Raw genomic sequence first — 17,011 nt, 5'->3', positions numbered from 1 at the left:
CGCTGCCCGCGCGGGTCGCCGCGATGGCGGACACGTGGCGCACCCCCCCGCGGGGCGGACACCCGGTCCCGGGAGCGGAACCCGCCGAACAGGATGGTCGGTAGAAGGTCAGGTGGTCGGCAGCTCGAGCTGCCGACCACCTGACCTTCTACCGATCACCTGATGTCTCACCGACCGCACGCGCCAGCGTGAGTCAGAACCCGTCCGCGCCGACCGTCGCGCCGTCCGGGACCGTGCCGCCGTCGCCCGCGAGTGCCGCCTTGCCCTCGGCCCGCACACCCGACCCGAACGTCCAGTCGCCGCGCACGGTGAGCGAGTCGGCGTCGCGCAGCGACGGCGCACCCGCGGCGAACCGCTGCGTGAAGCCGTCGATGAGCTTGTAGTGCGCCTTGTCGAGGTCCACCAGCGGCGCGGGCGCCTGGGCCTCGAGCAGGTAGTCCGGCGTGAGGGTGTACACGTCGGAGCGGAGCACCAGCAGGTCGTTCGTGGTCTTGACCGGCAGGAACCGGGACCGCTCGACCTCGATGGCGGTGGCGCCCTCGAAGACGGCCACGGCCGCGCCCATGGCGGACTCGATCTGCACCACCGCGGGCGAGGACGGGTCGGAGGGGTCGACCGTCTTGTCGTTGCGGATCAGGGGCAGCTCCAGCACGCCGCCGGTCCGCTCGAGCTCGTCCGCGAGCGCCTGGAGGTCGAACCAGAGGTTGTTGGTGTGGAAGAAGGGGTGCCGGGTGGCGTCGAGCGACGCGGCGGCGTCGTCGGGGTGGGTCTGCGCGGTCTCACGCTGGACGATGCGTCCGTCGGCCTTGCGGACCACCAGCTGGCCGCCCTTGACGTCGGCGGCGGTCTTGCGGCACAGCTCGGCGGCGTAGGGGGCGCCGGAGGCGGCGAACCAGCCGGCGATGGTCGCGTCGGGCGTAGCGCCGAGGTTGTCGGAGTTGGAGACGCACATGTAGCGGAAGCCGGCGTCGAGGAGGGCGACGACGACGCCGGAGGCGTGCAGGGCCGGGTAGAGGTCACCGTGGCCGGGCGGGCACCACTCGAGGTCGGGGTCCTTCTCCCAGGTGACGGGGGTGAGGTCCGAGGCCAGGAGCTTGGGCTCGCGGTTCTGCAGGAAGTCGACGGGCAGGCCGTCGACCGCGAGGTCGGTGTAGCGCTCCAGGGCGGCCAGCGAGTCCTCGCGGGTGCGGAAGGAGTTCATGAACAGGAGCGGGAGGCGGGCGCCGGTGGCCTGCCGGGCGGCGCGGACCTGGCCCACGATGATGTCGAGGAAGGTGAGGATCTCGCCGCCGCCGGGTGCCTCACGGACGGGCAGGAGCGACTTGGCCTTGTCCATGCCCATGGACGTGCCGAGCCCGCCGTTGAGCTTGAGCATCGCGGTCTTCGCGAGGGCGGCGGCCGCGTCGTCGGCGCTGATGGTCAGCTCGGCGCGGTTGGGGATGTCGACGAGGGGGTCGATGTCGGTCTCGCGGATCAGGCCGGTCTCGCCGGACTCCAGGAGGTGGTAGAACCGCGTGAACGTGTCGATCGCGGCGGGTACGACGCCTGCCTGGGTCATCTTGGTGCGGGCCTGCTCGAGCCCGGTGGGGTCGGTCATGGCCCCCAGGCTATTCGAAACGGGTGGGGTCGCCGGCACCTTCTCGGACGACCTGTGGATAACCGTCGGACCAGTCGACGACCGTCGTCGGCTCGGTGCCGGCGTCGCCGCCGTCCACCACGGCGTCGAGCACGTGGTCGAGCTCCTCCTTGATGGTCCAGCCGTCGGTCAGGGGCTCGGCGTGGTCGGGCAGGATCAGGGTGGAGGACAGCAGGGGCTCGCCGAGCTCGCGCAGGAGCGCCTGGGTGACGGCGGAGTCGGGGATGCGCACGCCAACGGTCTTCTTCTTGGGGTGCGCGAGCCGGCGCGGTACCTCCGCGGTCGCGGGCAGGATGAAGGTGTAGGGCCCGGGCGTGGCGGCCTTGATGGCTCGGAACGCTGAGTTGTCGAGCTTGACGAGCTGGCCGAGCTGGGCGAAGTCCGCGCACACGAGCGTGAAGTGGTGCTTGTCGTCGAGCCGCCGGATGCCGCGGATGCGGTCCGCGCCGTCGTGGTAGTCCATCCGGCAGCCGAGGGCGTAGGAGGAGTCCGTCGGGTAGGCGATGAGCGCGTCGTCGCGCAGCATCGCGACCACCTGCCCGACCGCGCGCGGCTGGGGGTCGACGGGGTGGACGTCGAAGTAGCGGGCCATGCGGCCGAGCCTAGTCGGGTGCGGGCCCCTCAGCGCGCGCCAGAGCGCGGCGCAGTTCCTCGGCGCTGGCGTTCCCACCTGTGCAGACGATGCCGACGCGGCGGCCGGCGAACCGGTCGGGGTCGGCCAGGACCGCGGCGAGCGCGGCAGCTCCGGCGCCCTCGGCGACCGTGTGCGCACCCGTGAGGTACAGCTCCTGGGCGAGCGTGATCTGCTCGTCGGTGACGAGCACGAAGTCGGTCAGGTGGCGCCGCATCAACCCCTGGGTGACCTCGAACCCGCAGCCGACGGCGAGGCCTTCCGCACGGGTGGCGTTCGCCCGTTCGACGAGCGCGCCCGAGTGCCAGGAGTCGTGGGCGGCGGGCGAGGCTGCGGACTGGACGGCGATCACCTCGGTGCCCGGCGCGACGGCGGCCGCGACCAGTCCGGCGGCGGAGGCGCCGGAGCCGCCGCCGACCGGGACCACGAGCACGTCGAGGCCCGGTGCCTGCTGGAACATCTCGAGGTACAGCGTGCCGACGCCGGCGATGATGGCGGGCTCGTTCGCGGCGCCGACGAGCCGCGCCCCGGAGGCCTCGGCGAGCGCGGTGGCCCGCTCGCGGGCCTCGTCGAACGTGGCGCCCTGGAGCAGGACGTCGGCGCCCTGGTCGAGGACGGCTCGCAGCTTGACGGGGTTGGGGTCGTCGGGCATGACGATGGTGCACGCGGTGCCGGTCAGCCGGGCGGCGTAGGCGACGCCCTGCGCGTGGTTGCCCGTGGAGTAGGCGACGACGCCGCGGGCGCGCTCGGCCGCCGTCATCCCGAGCAGGAGGTTGCTGGCGCCCCGGGCCTTGAAGGCTCCGGTGCGCTGCTGGTTCTCGTGCTTGACGACCACGTCGGCGCCGGTGGCCCGGGTCAGGTCCGGGTACTCCCCCACGGGGGTGCGCACCACCGTGCCGTCCAGACGCGACTGCGCGGCGAGCACGTCGGCGATCGTGACGTCAGGACGGGTCTCGACGAGCTTCATGAACCCAGCGTGACCCGCCCATGACCCATAGGTCCAATACCTGTTACTTCGACTTTCGATCGATGGAGCCTATCTTTCTGCGCTAACCTGGGGGCATGACCGCAGAGCTCGACCTCACCCGGCTGCGCGTCCTCGCGGCGGTCGCCCGTACGGGCTCCGTCACGGCCGCGGCCAAGGAGCTGCACTACGCGCAGCCCTCTGTGAGCCACCACCTGTCCCGCCTGGAGGCCGACGCCGGCATCCCGCTGCTGCAGCGGCACGGCCGCGGCGTCCGTCTCACCGAGGCCGGGCGCCTGCTCGCCAACCGCGCCGAGGAGATCCTCGGCCGCGTCGAGGGTGCGCGCCGCGAGCTCGACGCCCTGGCGGGCCTGCGCGCGGGACGCGCCCGCCTCGCCGCCTTCCCCTCGGCGCTCGCCACCCTCGTCCCCGACGCCGTCGCCCGGCTCGTGCAGGAGCACCCCGGTCTGTCCGTGGGGCTCGTCGAGCACGAGCCACCGGACGCCGTCGCCGCCCTGCAGTCCGGCGCGGTCGACGTCGCGCTGGTGTTCGAGCACATGGACGTGCGGCACGCCCGCTCCATGGACGACCTGTCGCGATTCGAGGCGACGACGATCCTCGACGAGCAGGTCAACCTCGTCACGGCCGCGGACCTCGACGCCGCACCCGGCCCCGGCGTCGTCCCCGACCTCAAGGCCCTGGACGACGCCGACTGGATCGCGGGCTGCGAACGCTGCCGCGCCGACATGGTGGCCCGCTGCGCTGCCGTCGGCTTCGCGCCCCGGATCGCGTTCGAGACCGACGACTACGTGGCCGTGCAGGCACTGGTCGCCGCGGGCGCCGGCGTGAGCCTGCTGCCCGGGCTCACCCTGCTCGCGCACCGGCACCCGGGCATCGCCACGGCTCCCCTGCCGGGCGCGAAGCGGCGGGTCATGGCCCTCACCGTCGGCCCGCCCGCACCGCCCGCCGAGGCACTGATTCGGCAGCTCGTGGCAGCAGGCGCTAACGTCCCGGTGTGACCCCGGCCACCACACCGAGCCCCGAGACCTGAGGGCGGACCCGGTCCGATGCTGCTCGTCTCGACCTTCTTCTACTCGGCCGGCGCCGCCGTCGCGGCGTTCATGGCCCTGGAGGCCTACCTCGCGGTGGCCGCCGCCGACCAGACCTACCCGAGCGTCGTGCTGGCCGCGGTGGCCGCCGTCGGGCAGATCACCGGCAAGCTCCTCTGGTACTGGGCCGGCGCCGGGACCACCCGGTTGCCCTGGCTGCGCAGCAAGCTGGAGTCGCCCAGGATCGAGGCCGCGATGACCCGCTGGCGCGGCCGCACCGAGGGCCGCCCCGTCTACACCGGGCTGGTCCTGCTCACCTCGGCGTTCGCGGGGCTGCCGCCGTTCATGGTGATGTCCGTGGTCGCGGGCGTGCTGCGCGTGCGCATGTGGTTGTTCGTCAGCACCGGCCTGGTCGGCCGGTTCCTCCGGTTCTGGATCGTGCTGGAGGCCGCGGACCTCGCGTGGCTGCTGTTCTGACCCGGGCCCGGGAGCTTACGGCGCTACAGGTCGGTCGCGCCGTCCAGGGCCTCGCGCAGCAGGTCGGCGTGGCCCGCGTGCCGGCTGTACTCCTCGACCATGTGCACCAGGATCCAGCGCAGCGTGATGCGCCCGCCGTGGCCGGCATGGCCCGACGGCCGCGCGACCTCCTGGTCCAGGCCCGCGCCGACGACCTCGTCGAGGATTCGCTCGGAGGCGGCCACGGCGTCGTCGAACAGGGCGACCAGCTGCTCCGGGGTGTCCGCGAGGGCGCTGTTCCAGTCCCAGTCGCGGTCCGCGGACCAGTCGACCGTGTCCCACGGCGCCGCGGGCTCGCTGCCCCGCAGGCGTACCGAGAACCACACGTCCTCGACGTAGGCGAGGTGCTTCAGCATCCCGGCCAGCGTCATGGTCGACGGCGGGTGCGGCGTGCGCAGCTGCTCCGCCGTCAGGCCCGCGCACTGGCGCCGGATCGTGGCCCGGTAGAAGTCGACGAAGGACCGCAGCATCGTCACCTCGTCGGCCGCGGCCGGCGGGTCGGTGCGCTCGATCTGGTCGATCTCGGCGCGGGACGCGGGGCTGATCCTCGTGCTCATGCTGTCCTCCGTGCTGCTGGTCCCCACGCTGCTGGTCCCCATGCTGCCGGCCTCCGAACTCGAGCTGCTCTGCGAAGTCATGGGGCGACCGTACCGATCGCCAGCACGTGCTGGCTCATGTCCGTGGCACCGGGCGTCGAGCGCGAGCTGGCCGCTCGGGTGCCGGCCGTCGTGCCGCGCATCGTCGTCGCTGTCCACCATGCCGCGACGGTGGCGAGCGCCCTTCCGGGGTCGCCAGGTGTTTCCGGGAGGAAAACATTCGGGTGAAACCGATGAGCCGAATCGTTACATATCTAGTACGCCCCTTTTGCTCGGAGTGTGAGCATGGCAACATTCGCCAGGTGCACCTGATCCGAGAATTCGCACCTGACGCCTACGAGTTCGCGCTGTCGTCCTGGTCGTGGATAGGGACGGGTGACAAGACCCCGCGCTTCGCCTCCTGCTTCGGCGACCTCTTCCTGGAGTCGCACGACGGCTGGTGGTTCCTCGACACCGTCGAGGGCACGCTGGAGCGCCGGTGGGGCTCGATGGACGAGATGTTCGCCGACCTCGAGACCGAGGACGGCCGCGCCGAGTACCTCCTGGAGGAGACGCTCAACGCCGCGCTCGGCCAGGGCATGCGGCTGGGCGACGACGAGGTCTTCGCGTTCCTCCCGCCGCCCGCGGTGACGGGCACCATGTCGGTGGACTCGCTGGCGCCACTCCGGTTCGCGATCGCGGCCAACCTCGCCGGGCGGATCCACGGCGAGCTCAACGGGGTCCAGCCAGACGCCGGGGCGTCGGCGCTGTTCGCGGCGCAGAACCAGGCGGCGCAGGGGCTGACCGGGGCGACGCCGTCGTTCGACTCGCCGAACCCCCCGGCCGACCTGTGGCAGCCGGCCGCGCAGCAGGTGAACACGGGCGCCTACCCCGCCTACCAACCGGGCCACGACGCGCGGCAGGCGGCGGCGCATCCCGCCGGATACCAGACCGAGTACGCGGCCGGAGCCGAGCTGGACTACCGGGGCGGGCAGCAGGGCTACGACCCGGGGGCCTACGGCGCCGGGGCAGGTCAGGGGGCGTACGGGGCCGCGCCCGGTTCGCACGCGGCCGGCGCCGCGGGGACGCACTCGGTCGGCGCCCCGGACGCGGGTATGGCTGCGGCGCCCCGGGGATACGTGCCGGCAGGTCCCGACGGGTACCGCGCCTACGACTACGAGGACAACGCCCACACGCTCGACTCGGGCCAGTTCAGCCAGTACATCGCGGACCAGTACAACACCGGCCAGATCACCGCCGTCGACCACGAGACGCCCGTCCCGCCCCAGCCCAGGCTGCGGCAGGACGGGCGTTGGTCTTACGCCTGAGGTCCTGAGCACCGGCTACAGGTCCGGGCTGGGTCCTGCCGGGCCTGGTCCGTTGTGGGCGGGACGGTCCGGCTCGGGTTCGTCCAGGCCGGCCACCGCGGCGAGGATCAGGACCGACCCGGCGATTCCCGCCGGCCCGAGCCGCTCCCCCAGCACGACCGCCGCGGCGACGGCCGCCGTCACCGGCTCCACCAGGGTCGCGACCACGGCCGCACCGCTGCGGGTGCTGCGCAGCCCCGCATAGAAGAGCCCGTACGCGAGGGCCATCGTGAACACGCCGAGGTAGGCGAGGGTGCCGAGCGCGGCCGGGTCGCTCGTGACGAACGGTCCACCACCGGCCAGTGCCACCGGGACCAGTGCGACGGCGCCCGCCGTCGTCGCCACGGTGGTCAGGGCGAGCGGGTCGACGGCGGGCGACGCCAGCAGCGTGCCGCCCAGCGCCGTCGTCCCGGCGTAGACCGAGCCGGAGGCGACGGCCAGCAGCAGGCCGAGCACCGGCCGGCTCCCGACGGCGTCGGCCCCCGCGGCGGCGCTGACCAGCACCAGCCCGGACAGCGCCGCGGAGACGACCAGCCCGAGGCGCAGGGTGCTGCGCGGCGGGGCGGTCCGGCGTCGGGCCCGGACGAGGTCCGCCCCGGCGAGAAGGACCGGGGCGAGACCCAGGCTGACGACCGTCGCGACTGTGACGCCCGCGGTGGCCACGGAGCCGAAGTAGAGTGCCTGATAGGCGCCCGTCCCCACCCCGACGACGACGGCGCGCACCGGATGGGCCCGCGCCAGCGCCACGAGCTGCGGCCCCCGCCGCAGGACGGACGAGGCGGCGACCAGTGCGACGGCCGCGATCAGCATGCGATACGCGCTGACCGTCAGGACGGACATCGACGAGTGGTCGCGGAGGATTTCGAGGGCGAGGCCGCCGGTGCCCCACAGGACTCCGGCGAGGCAGACGAGCAGCAGCCCGACTCGAGTTGATGACATGTGTGCTCCTGGCCGGTCGCGCCTGGCACCGGCCCGTTCCGAGGGACTTCCGAGGACGGGGATCGTCACGGAGCACGCCTCGTCGCCGGCCCGTGCGGGCCGGTCGCGGTGCCGCTCCGGTCAGGCGACCGGGGGCGGGAGGACGGAGAAGTTCGGAGCCACGGACGGGATGCTAGCAGCGGTGTTGCCGGGTGAGGGTGGGTGTCTCGGGTGGTTTGTGGTGGGTGCGTGGGCGTCGGTTGGTGGCCGTGTCGGTGAGCACGCGTAGGGTCTCGTTCGGGTCCGGGGCGTGGCGCCTGGTTGCCGGCTGATCCGGACACTGCGGCTGCCCGGCCGGTTGTCCACAGCTTTGGAACTGGAGATGCGGCCAAGGCTGAATCGAACATATATTCGATGCTTGGAATCGCGATCGACAGCTTTGCCGGACGAAGGGGGTGTACATGGAACGGGATCTGAACGGCAGCGCGAGCGACCAGGGCGGGGTCGGCGTCGTGGAGCGCTCCTGGCGGCAAGCCTGCGCCGGGGATGTCGCACTGCACACCGCGACGGACAACGTTGCGGAGGGCAGCGGCGGTGGCGAGTCGACGATCTCGCTGACCCCCGGCCTGAACTGGGGTGTGCTCCCGGCGGACGGCGAGGGCATGTTGCCCGCGGCGAGCTTGACGTGGGTCGGCCACGGTGTCGTCACCGGCTCCGCGGTTGGCAGCCTTGGCAGCACCGGTTCAGACACTGCGGCCCCGACCGCTGTTTCGGCCGAGCAAGACATCTCCGCGTCGCCGATGGGTGCCGCGCTGGTCGCCGTCCTGGCCGATGTCGAGGTGGCGGATGCCGGTGACGGCGAGCTGGTGGACGTCGCGGCGCGCTGGCAGGAGGTGATCTCCTGGGCCACCGCGATGCAGTCACGCGCTGCCGGCGAGATCGCGCGACGCCGAGGATGGACGGAGGAACACACCACCGCGGCCGCAGAGGTCAGCGCGCGGCTACGCGTGCCACAGACCGACGCGAACAAGCTCATGGCCCGTGGGAGCGGCCTGGCCGAGCACCCCCAGGTCATGGACGCCCTGCACCAGGCCCAGATCGACGTCGCCAAGGCCGACATCCTGCTGCGCTCCGGCAACCCCCTGACGGTCGAGGAACGCGACCGGGCGATCACCCTCTACCTGCCCCAGGCGCCGGACCGCACGCGTCGATGGCTGCGCGACAAGATGAACCAGTACGCCACCCGCCTGCACGGCACCGCCGAAGTGGTCAGGCAGGCGATGACCCGCCGCGCGGTCTACCTCGACCCCGCCGACAACTCCATGGCCTGGATCAGCGCCAACCTGCCCGCCACCGACGCGGCCGCCGTCTGGGACGCGATCGACACCGCCGCGCACGTCATCCGCCGGACGCCCGGAACCACCCGCACCCTGGCCCAGGCCCGCGCCGACGCCTTCGTGGCGATCACGACCGGGCGGGTCGTCGTGCCGCCACGGGCCGAGTGCGCGCCCGAAGCCGCAGCGCCGGACCCGGGCGCAGGTCCGGCGGAGTCGGTCCTGCCGCGTACCACGATGCCCGCCACCGGCTGCACCTGCGGGGGTTGCACCTGCGACGGCACCTCGATCCGGGTCGTCGCGGTCAAACCTCAGGTCCGGGTCACCGTGCCGGCCACCATGCTGCTCGGCCTGGACGACTCTCCCGGTCACCTCGACGGCTACGGCCCGATACCGGCCGACCAGGCCGCACGGATCGCCACCGACGCGACCTGGCAGCGGATGCTGACCGACCCCGTCACCGGGATCCTGACCGACTACTCCACCACGAGCTACCAACCCGGCAAGGTCCTGCGCCAGGCAGTCACCGCGCGGGATCAGACCTGCTGTTTCCCGCAGTGCGACCGACCCGCACACCGCGCCGATCTCGACCACATCCAGCCCTACGACCACGCACCGGACCGCACCTCACAAGAGTCCGGCGCGCCAGGACAGACGCGCGCCGGGAACCTGCAGCCGCTGTGCCGCGCACACCACCTGGCGAAGACGCACGACGGCTGGGACGTCACTCGCGATCCCAGGACCGGAACCACCACCTGGACCGCCCCGACAGGTCACATCTACAACAGACCACCCGCCCAGGCTGGGCGCGCCATGGCTGACGCGAAAGCTGCCGCTCTGGACGCACCAGGTCCGACCGAGGCCGACGTCACCAGCCTCACCGACGACGTCCGACACTTGCTCGGGAACCGGGAGCAGCCCGCCCAAGGCCGCTCAGCTCACTCCCCAGCCGATCGAGCTGCCGGCCCCAACCCGCCCAACGTGTCGGACGAGCCGCCGTTCTGAACAGGCCCCCACATGAAGCCTTGACCCGCGCTCCAGATGGCCACGGGCACGCAGCCGGCACAAGTTCTTCCTCGCGCGGCTAGACCCGCCCGAGCTCCGCGGCGCGGCGCAGCACGAGCTCGGGCACCTCGTCGGAGACGTAGTCCTCGGTGACCGGCGGCGAGGCGACACGGCGCACCGGCACCAGCCCGGCCCACCCGTCGAGCTCCAGGTCGCCCGGCTCGAGGGTGGCCCCGCCCTCGCGCTGCTTCATGGAGGCCTCGGCCAGCGGCAGCGCGATCACGACGGTTGCCGCGAGCTCCTTGCGGGTCGGCGGCCGCAGGGTCGCGGACCGGCCGGGGACCATGTGGTCCACGATCAGGTCGAGCGCCCGACGCCGCTCCCCCTGGTCGGTCACCCGTCGCGGCCGGCCGATCACGACGGCCGACCGGTAGTTCATCGAGTGGTGGAAGCCGGTCCGCGCCAGGACCAGGCCGTCCAGCTCCGTGACCGTGACGCACACGTCGTGCTCGAGCGCAGGCGCCAGCCAGCCCGCCGCGACCGATCCGTGCAGGTACAGGGTGCCGCCGTCGTCGGGCCCGGCGGGGTCGACGCCGAAGGCCGTGGGCAGGACCACGGGGTGCGCGCCCGCCACGACGCCCAGGTGCGCGATGAGCGCGTCGTCGAGCAACGCCATGAGCCGGCGCCGGTCGTCGACCTGCCGGTTCCGGCCGCGGGTCGGCGTCGTCCGGGCCGTCGGCGAGAGCGTGTCGGTAGCCGGTGCGGCAGGAGGTTCGGCGCCGGGACCAGGCGATACGGAGACGGAGGAAGGCTGGGACGTCGTCATGCCGTTAGCCTGGCCCCGAAGTGGCCCACGCACACGGGCCAGTTCGCCACCACTTGAACAGGCCACTACCCAGCGACCACGGCCCCAGCGGCCCGCTGACATCGCTCCGCTCCCGAACCGCCCACGCCGAAAGCCAGCCCATGCTCCCCGTCCGGCTCGACCGCGCCCGCGCCGAACCCCTCCCCGCCCAGCTCGCGGCCGCGGTCCGCGCGCTGGTCACCGACGGGACCCTCGGCACCGGCGACCGCCTGCCCTCCAGCCGCGCCCTGGCGACCGACCTCGGGGTGTCCCGCGCCGTGGTCGAGCAGGCGTACGACCAGCTTCTGGCCGAGGCCTGGGTCTCGACCCGGCGCGGCGCCGGCACCTTCGTCGCTTCCGGGGAGACCCTTCCGACGCAGCCCAGCACTCACCGGCCCGCCTCCCGGGAGCCGCAGTACACCCAACTTGACGCGGGCACCCCCTGGATCGACCCGCGGCACCTCGCGGGCTGGCGCCGCGCGTGGCGGGAGGTCTCCATGGCCAGGCCACCCCGCGGCTATCCCGACCCGAGCGGTCTGCCCGAGCTGCGCGAGGCCCTGGCGGAGCGGCTCGCCCGCACGCGCGGCCTGACCGTCGCCCCGGACGAGATCCTGCTGACCGCCGGCTCCACCGACGCCCTGCGCCAGCTCCTGGGTGCGCTCGGCCCGGGAAACGTCCTGGTCGAGGACCCCGGCTACCGCGCCGCCGTCGAGTCGATCCGTATGTCGGGCCGCGTCGTCGTCGACCATCCGGCCCTGGCCCCCGTCACGGACCTGACCGGGTGCGCGGCCGCGTACGTCACGCCGGCGCACCAGCATCCCCTCGGCCGGGTCATGCCCGCCGCGGACCGGCTCGCCCTCCTGGCGGCGGCCCGGGCCGCGGGCACCGTGGTGGTCGAGGACGACTACGACTCCGAGTTCCGGTACGACGTCGCCCCCGTACCAGCCCTGGCGGCCCTCGACCGGTCGCAGGTCGCCTACGTCGGCACCGCGTCGAAGTCGGTCAGCCCGAGCCTGCGGCTCGGCTGGCTCGTCGCCCCGCCGGAGGTCCACGAGCGCCTGCTCCGGCGCCGGGCGATCACGCACGACACCCCGCCCTGGACCAGCCAGCGCGCCCTGCTGACCCTGCTTCGTGACGGCTGGGTCGACAAGGTGGTGCGCACCGCCCGCCGCGTCTACGCCGACCGTGCGCCCCGGGTCGCGGCGGCGCTGGAGCCGCACGCCGCGCTCGCCGGGCCGCTGGCCGGCATGTACTCGACCTGGCACACGAGCGCCGCGGCGGCGCGGACGGCGCGGACCTCCGCCCGCGCCGCCGGGTTCGACGTCCGGCTCCTTGCGGACTACTGCCGCAGCGCACAACTGACAGGCCTCGTGCTCGGCTTCGGCGGCGTGACCGACGCCGAGCTCGACCGGGCGCTGGAGGCGATCGTCAGCGGCCTGCGTGGCCGCTGACGATCATCCCCGGAGCCTGGACGAGCACCTCACACCAGCGAGTCCTGCCACGCCTCGTGCAGCCGCGCGTACCGGCCGTCGCCCGCGATCAGCTCTGCGGGCGTGCCGTCCTCGACCACTGCGCCGTGCTCCATCACGAGCACCCGGTCGGCGATCGCGACCGTGGAGAGCCGGTGCGCGATGATGATTGCCGTCCGGTCGGCCAGCAGGGTCTGCAGGCCTCGCTGCACCAGCCGCTCACCCGGCATGTCGAGGGACGATGTCGCCTCGTCGAGCACCAGCACCGCCGGGTCGGCGAGGAACGCCCGCGCGAACGACAGCAGCTGCCGCTGCCCGGCCGAGACCCGCCCGCCGCGCTTGTTCACGTCGGTGTCGTACCCGTCGGGCATCTCCATGACGAACTCGTGCGCACCCACGGCCCGCGCCGCCGCCTCGATCTCCTCCTGGGACGCGCCCGGCCGGCCGAGCGCGATGTTCTCCCGTACGGACCCGCTGAACAGGTACGCCTCCTGCGTGACCATGACGACGGCGCGCCGCAGGTCGGTCGACGAAAGGTCGCGCACGTCGATCCCGTCCAGCCGCACGGCGCCGGCAGACGCGTCGTAGAAGCGCGTGACCAGCTTCGCCACCGTTGACTTGCCGGCGCCCGTGGTGCCGACCACGGCCACGGTCTGCCCGGCCGGGATGGTGAGGTCCAGGTCCGTCAGCACCACGGGGCCCTCGCCGTACTGGAACCGCACGTGGTCCAGCCGCAGCTCACCCCGTGCCTGGCCGCCGGCCGGCGCGAGCGGCGTCGGGTTCGCGGGCTCGACGACGGTGGGCTCCTCGGCGAGCAGTCCGGAAACCTTCTCCAGCGCCGCCGTCGCGGACTGGAACGCGTTGTAGAACATGCCGAGCTGCTGCACCGGCTGGAAGAACCGCTTGCAGTAGAGCAGCACCGCCGCGAGCACGCCCACCTCGAGCGCCCCGTCCAGCACCCGCCAGCCGCCGACCGCGAGCGCCGCGACGACCGTCAGGTTGCCGATCAGGATCAGGCCGGGCTGGAACCGGCCGTTGACGCCGAAGATCTGCAGGTTGGCGTCGCGGTAGTCCTCGCCGAGCTTGCCGTAGTCCGCCTCGGTGGTGGGCTCGCGGCGGAACGCCTGGACGGCGCGCATGCCGGTCATGGTCTCGACGAACTTGACGATGAGCCGGGCCGACGCCGTCCGCTGCTCCCGGTAGTACCGCTGGGACATGCGCTGGAACCAGCGGGTCAGCAGCCAGGCCGGGATGAACGCGACGGCGAGCACGAGGCCGGAGCGCCAGTCGATGAGCAGCAGGCTCACGAAGGTGAACACCATGAGCAGCAGTGAGGAGACGACGCCGGTCAGGCCGCCGTCGAGCAGCTCGCGCAGCGCCTCCAGGTCGGAGGTCTGTCGGGAGATGATGCGGCCCGAGGTGTACGACTCGTGGAACTCGAGCGAGAGCCGCTGCGTCTGGCGGAAGACCCGGCGGCGCAGGTCGAGCAGCACGGCCTGGGCGATGCGCGCTGCGGCCCGCACGTAGGCACCGGCCGCGACGCCGCCGAGCACGGCCGCGACGAGGTACCCGGCCCCGGTCAGGACCAGCGGGGTGACCGAGCCGTCCTGCAGGGCGGGCACCGCCTTGTCGATCGCTACGGCCACGAGCCATGGCCCGGCCACCTGGCCGAGCGTGGACGCGACCACGAGCACGGCGGCCCAGGCGAGGGCGCGCTTGTGCGGGCGCAGGAGGTCGCCCAGCAGGCGCATGGACCGGGAGCGGACGGCGCGCGACGCCTCCTTGCCGAGGCGTGTCTCGTCGTCCGCGGCGGCGTCGGTGGGCCGGCGGCGACCGGACGTCGCGGTGGTGTGATCCGTGGTCGTGGTCATGACAGCGCCTCCTGGCTCTCGGACTCGGCGTTCCGGGGACCATCACTCCTGGGATCGGAGGGATCCGGCGGCAGGTTGTCCCCGTCGTGCGCCTCGTAGTCCTGTTCGAGGCTGGAGATGATGTACCGGTAGTGCGGGTCCGTCGCGAGCAGGTCGTGGTGTGTGCCGACGGCGGTGATGCGGCCGCCCTGCAGCACGGCCACCCGGTCGGCCAGGGCCACCGTGGACGGCCGGTGCGCGATGATCAGGCTGGTCGTGGCCTGCAGCACGTCCCGCAGCCGGGCGGTGACGGCCTCCTCGGTGGTGACGTCGAGGGCGGACAGCGGGTCGTCGAGCACGAGCACCCGCGGCCGGGCGGCGATGGCGCGGGCCAGCGCGAGCCGCTGTCGCTGGCCGCCGGACAGTGACATGCCTTCCTCGCCGATCCGGGTGCTGACGCCGTCGGGCAGGTCCAGCACGAACTGGGCCTGGGCGACCTCCAGCGCCTGGGTCATGAGCGCCTCGCGCTCGGCCTCGGGCAGGTCGTCGCGCACGCCGAGCAGCACGTTGTCCCGTACGGAGGCGGAGAACAGCGTCGGGTCCTCGAAGGCGACGGCGACGCGTTCGCGCACCTGGGCGCGCGTCATGTCGCGCACGTCGACGCCGTCGACCTCGACCACGCCCGCCGTGACGTCGAAGAGCCGGGGCGCGAGCATCGCGAGGGTCGACTTGCCGGAGCCCGTCAGGCCGACCAGGGCGGTGGTGGTGCCGGGCGGCAGCTCCAGGTCGACCTGGTCGAGCACGGGACGGGCCGCGTCGTCGTACCGGAAGGTGACGTTGCGGAAGGCGACGTGCCCGCCGGTATCGCCCGTGGCGGGCGGTAGGTCCGCGGGCCGGGCCGGGTCGGTCAGGGGGTTGACCGTCTCGATGACCTCGAAGAACCGGTCGACGGCGGTGCGTGCGTTGAGCGTCATCGACAGCGTCATGCCGAGGTCGACGACAGGCCCGTTGATCACGGCGGTGGTGGTGAAGAACGCGACCAGCGCACCGAGCGTCATGTCGCCCTGTGCCACCAGGTAGACGCCGACCACGAGCGCGACGCCCTGCGTGACCTCGGGGATCACGCGTAGCGCGGTGGTCAGGCCGGCGTCGGTCGTGGCCTTGCGGATCTCGGTCTCGCGCAGCTCGGAGGCCTGGTCGGTGAACGAGTCCAGGGCGTCGGGGCCGCGGCCGAACGCCTTGAGCACGCGGATGCCGTGGACGGACTCCTCGACGGTGGTGGCGAGGTCGCCCGACTGGTCCTGGGAGAGCCGCGAGATCTTGCGGTACTTGCGGGAGAACCGGAACGCCAGGATGGTCACGGGGATCGCGCCGCACAGGAAGATGATCCCGAGCCAGCCGCCGGTGGCCACCAGCAGGCCGACACCCACGACGATGGTCACGAAGCTGACCACGAGCTGCAGGATGCCGAACACGAGCCAGCGGCGCAGCAGGCCGAGGTCGCCCATGATGCGGCTGAGCAGCTGCCCGCCGGGCCAGCGGTCGTGGAACGCGACCGGGAGGTCCTGCAGGTGCTTGAACAGCGCCATGCGCATCACGGCCTCGACGCGGGTGCCGGGGAACATGACGAGCGTGCGGCGCAGGAGGATCAGCCCGGCCTCGCCCACGCCGAGCGCGGCGACGAGGACGACGGACCAGATCAGGCCCGACCAGTCGTGCTCGCGGGCACCGGCGGTCAGCGGACCGTCGGTGACCCACTGCAGCACGCGCGGGATGGCGAGCGCCATCAGGCTGGCGCCGAGGGAGGCCGCCAGTCCCCCGACCAGGCGCGGCAGTGCGGGCCGGACGTAGGGGTGGAGGCGACGGATCGACGCGAAGGTGCTGCGCTCCGCTCCGGGCGGGCTACTGGGGTCAGAAGAAGGATCGGATCGATTCGAGCGTTCGTCTGTGGGAGGCATCACAGCCATTATCCCGCCGGGCGCAAGTTGTTAGTTTCGGTAAGCACCTTTCCGGCTGTGACCTGCACCACAACAGTCCGGGCCGACGGCGGGGCGTCCCTCGGGCCCGGATTCAGCGCACGCGCACGGACAGGCAGGTCACGCAGCCCTCGAGCTTCTCGAACTCGCTCACGGGCGTGGTGCGCACGGTGAGCCCCCGCTCGCGCAGCAGCGCGGCGGTCCCGGGCGCCCCCTCGGACAGCAGGACGGTGCCCTGGTCCAGCACGACGACGGCGGTGCCCTCGGCCTCGGGCACCGCCAGGAAGGTCTCGAACACTGACGGGTCGTCGACCAGCGGTGGGTATCCGATCACGGTGCCGTCCGGCAGCGCGGTGACGGCCGTCTTCAGGTGCAGCGCCTTCGTGACCGGCACTTCGACGACGGTCCAGCCGCGCGGCTCGAGCAGCACCCGCAGCTGGGCCGCGCCCTCGGCGTTGGTGCGCAGCGTCCGGCCCACGTAGGCGGTGCGGCCGACCTTGAGGATGTCGCCACCCTCCAGGGTGCCCGGCTCGGTGATCTCGGCGACCTCGCGCCCGGTCGCCGCGGCCACGGGCCGCATGGACTCGATCTCGCCGCGCCGGGACAGGGCGCCGGGCCGGGTCAGGACCACCAGGTCGTCGAAGACCACCACGGTGTCCTCGACGAACACCCCGTCAGGGTGCTGGTCGGCGGCGGGCAGCTCGTGCACCGCCCAGCCCAGGTCGCGGAACACGTCCACGTACCGCGCCCACTGCGCCGCGGCCAGGGCCGCGTCGACGGGGACGCGCTCGAGGTGCGTCAGCTCGCCGTCGGCCAGTGCGGGCGACGGCGGGCGGACGAGCAGGGTGCGGTGCGCGGGCTCTGTGGTGACCATCCC

14 protein-coding genes are annotated in these 17,011 nt (G+C 73.0%); 5 read left to right on the top strand and 9 right to left on the bottom strand.

What is annotated here, in order from left to right:
* Positions 1-193: 193 nt before the first annotated feature.
* Genes ACH47X_RS11325 through ACH47X_RS11315 form a run of 3 tightly spaced genes read right to left on the bottom strand, consistent with a single transcriptional unit; the run spans position 194 to position 3,234 of the window.
* Entirely contained in the window at positions 194-1,597 is a 1,404-nt protein-coding gene (locus tag ACH47X_RS11325; RefSeq protein WP_397404269.1) for a UTP--glucose-1-phosphate uridylyltransferase, read from the bottom strand.
* A 10-nt stretch (positions 1,598-1,607) separates the two neighbouring features.
* Positions 1,608-2,228: an L-threonylcarbamoyladenylate synthase gene (locus tag ACH47X_RS11320; RefSeq protein ID WP_036959699.1), complete on the bottom strand. Its 621-nt coding sequence runs from the start codon at positions 2,226-2,228 to the stop codon at positions 1,608-1,610.
* 10 nt (positions 2,229-2,238) lie between these two features.
* The gene (locus ACH47X_RS11315; protein ID WP_397404266.1) at positions 2,239-3,234 is read right to left on the bottom strand and encodes a threonine/serine dehydratase; all 996 of its coding nucleotides are present in this window, start codon (positions 3,232-3,234) and stop codon (positions 2,239-2,241) included.
* Between the two features lie 95 nt (positions 3,235-3,329).
* On the opposite strand from ACH47X_RS11315, the gene ACH47X_RS11310 reads away from it, so the two are divergent.
* Both ACH47X_RS11310 and ACH47X_RS11305 read left to right on the top strand, forming a co-directional pair.
* Positions 3,330-4,250, top strand: a complete 921-nt coding sequence (locus tag ACH47X_RS11310) for a LysR family transcriptional regulator (protein ID WP_397404264.1) — start codon at positions 3,330-3,332, stop codon at positions 4,248-4,250.
* Between the two features lie 48 nt (positions 4,251-4,298).
* Positions 4,299-4,757: a hypothetical protein gene (locus ACH47X_RS11305; protein ID WP_397404262.1), complete on the top strand. Its 459-nt coding sequence runs from the start codon at positions 4,299-4,301 to the stop codon at positions 4,755-4,757.
* 23 nt (positions 4,758-4,780) lie between these two features.
* On the opposite strand, the gene ACH47X_RS11300 is transcribed toward ACH47X_RS11305, so the two are convergent.
* Positions 4,781-5,353: a DinB family protein gene (locus ACH47X_RS11300; protein WP_397404260.1), complete on the bottom strand. Its 573-nt coding sequence runs from the start codon at positions 5,351-5,353 to the stop codon at positions 4,781-4,783.
* Between the two features lie 341 nt (positions 5,354-5,694).
* On the opposite strand from ACH47X_RS11300, the gene ACH47X_RS11295 reads away from it, so the two are divergent.
* The gene (locus tag ACH47X_RS11295; RefSeq protein WP_397404258.1) at positions 5,695-6,699 is read left to right on the top strand and encodes a hypothetical protein; all 1,005 of its coding nucleotides are present in this window, start codon (positions 5,695-5,697) and stop codon (positions 6,697-6,699) included.
* 15 nt (positions 6,700-6,714) lie between these two features.
* Here ACH47X_RS11295 and ACH47X_RS11290 read toward each other — a convergent pair whose 3' ends face one another.
* Positions 6,715-7,677 carry a DMT family transporter gene (locus tag ACH47X_RS11290; protein WP_397404256.1) on the bottom strand — a complete coding sequence of 321 codons (963 nt, stop codon included), beginning with the start codon at positions 7,675-7,677 and terminating at the stop codon, positions 6,715-6,717.
* A gap of 440 nt (positions 7,678-8,117) precedes the next feature.
* Here ACH47X_RS11290 and ACH47X_RS11285 point away from each other — a divergent pair, with 440 nt between their 5' ends.
* Positions 8,118-9,995: an HNH endonuclease gene (locus ACH47X_RS11285; RefSeq protein WP_397404254.1), complete on the top strand. Its 1,878-nt coding sequence runs from the start codon at positions 8,118-8,120 to the stop codon at positions 9,993-9,995.
* A 79-nt stretch (positions 9,996-10,074) separates the two neighbouring features.
* Here ACH47X_RS11285 and ACH47X_RS11280 read toward each other — a convergent pair whose 3' ends face one another.
* Positions 10,075-10,821 carry a pyridoxamine 5'-phosphate oxidase family protein gene (locus ACH47X_RS11280; RefSeq protein WP_397404252.1) on the bottom strand — a complete coding sequence of 249 codons (747 nt, stop codon included), beginning with the start codon at positions 10,819-10,821 and terminating at the stop codon, positions 10,075-10,077.
* A 140-nt stretch (positions 10,822-10,961) separates the two neighbouring features.
* On the opposite strand from ACH47X_RS11280, the gene pdxR reads away from it, so the two are divergent.
* Positions 10,962-12,290 (top strand): MocR-like pyridoxine biosynthesis transcription factor PdxR, encoded by a 1,329-nt coding sequence (gene pdxR, locus ACH47X_RS11275; protein ID WP_397404250.1) that lies wholly within the window; start codon positions 10,962-10,964, stop codon positions 12,288-12,290.
* Positions 12,291-12,319: 29 nt separating this feature from the next.
* On the opposite strand, the gene ACH47X_RS11270 is transcribed toward pdxR, so the two are convergent.
* The 3 genes from ACH47X_RS11270 to ddaH form a co-directional block, all read right to left on the bottom strand.
* Positions 12,320-14,179, bottom strand: coding sequence for an ABC transporter ATP-binding protein (locus ACH47X_RS11270; RefSeq protein WP_397404248.1), 1,860 nt, complete (start codon positions 14,177-14,179; stop codon positions 12,320-12,322).
* Positions 14,176-16,116: an ABC transporter ATP-binding protein gene (locus tag ACH47X_RS11265; RefSeq protein WP_397404245.1), complete on the bottom strand. Its 1,941-nt coding sequence runs from the start codon at positions 16,114-16,116 to the stop codon at positions 14,176-14,178. Before ACH47X_RS11265 ends, ACH47X_RS11270 begins: the two co-directional genes overlap by 4 nt.
* Positions 16,117-16,228: 112 nt before the next feature.
* Entirely contained in the window at positions 16,229-17,008 is a 780-nt protein-coding gene (ddaH, locus tag ACH47X_RS11260) for a dimethylargininase (protein WP_397404243.1), read from the bottom strand.
* Between the last annotated feature and the right edge of the window lie 3 nt (positions 17,009-17,011).

The sequence above is a fragment of the Promicromonospora kroppenstedtii genome (assembly GCF_044389675.1).
Classification (GTDB): domain Bacteria; phylum Actinomycetota; class Actinomycetes; order Actinomycetales; family Cellulomonadaceae; genus Promicromonospora; species Promicromonospora kroppenstedtii.
Note: the sequence above shows the minus strand (reverse complement) of the source record. Positions and strands in the feature narration are given on the sequence as shown.

Coding starts and splice junctions, on each gene's coding strand:
- ACH47X_RS11325 (WP_397404269.1), bottom strand. CDS start 1,597: ATGACCGACCCCACCGGGCTCGAGCAGGCCCGCACCAAGATGACCCAG.
- ACH47X_RS11320 (WP_036959699.1), bottom strand. CDS start 2,228: ATGGCCCGCTACTTCGACGTCCACCCCGTCGACCCCCAGCCGCGCGCG.
- ACH47X_RS11315 (WP_397404266.1), bottom strand. CDS start 3,234: ATGAAGCTCGTCGAGACCCGTCCTGACGTCACGATCGCCGACGTGCTC.
- ACH47X_RS11310 (WP_397404264.1), top strand. CDS start 3,330: ATGACCGCAGAGCTCGACCTCACCCGGCTGCGCGTCCTCGCGGCGGTC.
- ACH47X_RS11305 (WP_397404262.1), top strand. CDS start 4,299: ATGCTGCTCGTCTCGACCTTCTTCTACTCGGCCGGCGCCGCCGTCGCG.
- ACH47X_RS11300 (WP_397404260.1), bottom strand. CDS start 5,353: ATGAGCACGAGGATCAGCCCCGCGTCCCGCGCCGAGATCGACCAGATC.
- ACH47X_RS11290 (WP_397404256.1), bottom strand. CDS start 7,677: ATGTCATCAACTCGAGTCGGGCTGCTGCTCGTCTGCCTCGCCGGAGTC.
- ACH47X_RS11285 (WP_397404254.1), top strand. CDS start 8,118: ATGGAACGGGATCTGAACGGCAGCGCGAGCGACCAGGGCGGGGTCGGC.
- ACH47X_RS11280 (WP_397404252.1), bottom strand. CDS start 10,821: ATGACGACGTCCCAGCCTTCCTCCGTCTCCGTATCGCCTGGTCCCGGC.
- pdxR (WP_397404250.1), top strand. CDS start 10,962: ATGCTCCCCGTCCGGCTCGACCGCGCCCGCGCCGAACCCCTCCCCGCC.
- ACH47X_RS11270 (WP_397404248.1), bottom strand. CDS start 14,179: ATGACCACGACCACGGATCACACCACCGCGACGTCCGGTCGCCGCCGG.
- ACH47X_RS11265 (WP_397404245.1), bottom strand. CDS start 16,116: ATGCCTCCCACAGACGAACGCTCGAATCGATCCGATCCTTCTTCTGAC.
- ddaH (WP_397404243.1), bottom strand. CDS start 17,008: ATGGTCACCACAGAGCCCGCGCACCGCACCCTGCTCGTCCGCCCGCCG.